Raw genomic sequence first — 913 nt, forward strand, 5'->3', positions numbered from 1 at the left:
CCACCCGCCTGACGGCCACCCGCCTGACGGCCGCCCGCCCGACCTGCGGCGGCGGCCCGTTGGCGGGGGTCGGTACGGGCGCGCCGCCCGCGCCCCCGTACCGTTGAGCTGTGTACCGGTTCCTGCTGACTCCGCGCTGGTGGACGATCAACGTCTTCGTCGTGCTGTCCATCCCGTTCTGCCTCTTCATGGGCAGCTGGCAGCTCAGCCGCTTCGAGGACCGCGTCGACTCCCACCGCACCCACCAGGGGAAGACCGAGCAGGCCGCCCAGCAGCCCGCCGACCCCCTCGCCGAGCTGCTGCCGGTCACCAAGCAGACTTCCGGCCGGATCGCCGAGGCCACCGGCACCTACGACACCGAGCACCAGTACCTCTCCCCGGGCCGCACCCTCGACGGGGAACGCGGTGCCTACGTCGTCAGCCTGCTGCGGCTCGACGCCGACCCCGGGGCCGGGGACGACCACGGCTCGGCGCTGCCGGTGGTACGGGGCTGGCTCCCCGGCGACCCGGACCCGGCCGACGTCCCGGCGCCGCCGACCGGCCGGACCACGGTCACCGGCGCACTCCAGTCGAACGAGACGATCGGCGACACCACCGGACTCGGCGAGGGACGCATCGGCCGGGTCAGTGCCGCCGTCCTGGTCAACCTCGTGCCCTACGACGTCCAGGACGCCTGGATCACCGTGCAGGACCCGAAGCTGCTGCCGGAGCCGCTGAAGGCCGTACCGCCGGCCCTGCCCAAGGGCTCCGGCCTGGACCTCAAGGCGTTCCAGAACCTCGGCTACTCGGCGGAGTGGTTCGCGTTCGTGGTGTTCGCGCTCTTCATGTGGTTCCGCTTCTTCCGGCGGGACCTGGAGCTGGCGAGGGACGCGGAGCTGGGCATCGCCCAGAACCCCGCCGCCCCCACGCGCAC

1 protein-coding gene is annotated in these 913 nt (G+C 73.1%); it reads left to right on the forward strand.

Translation table 11 applies throughout. From position 1 onward, the window contains the following. Positions 1-110: 110 nt before the first annotated feature. Positions 111-913: SURF1 family protein (locus FNX44_RS27225; RefSeq protein WP_143651619.1), on the forward strand; the 803-nt coding region annotated here is incomplete at its 3' end.

The organism is Streptomyces alkaliterrae, assembly GCF_007097205.2.
Classification (GTDB): domain Bacteria; phylum Actinomycetota; class Actinomycetes; order Streptomycetales; family Streptomycetaceae; genus Streptomyces; species Streptomyces alkaliterrae.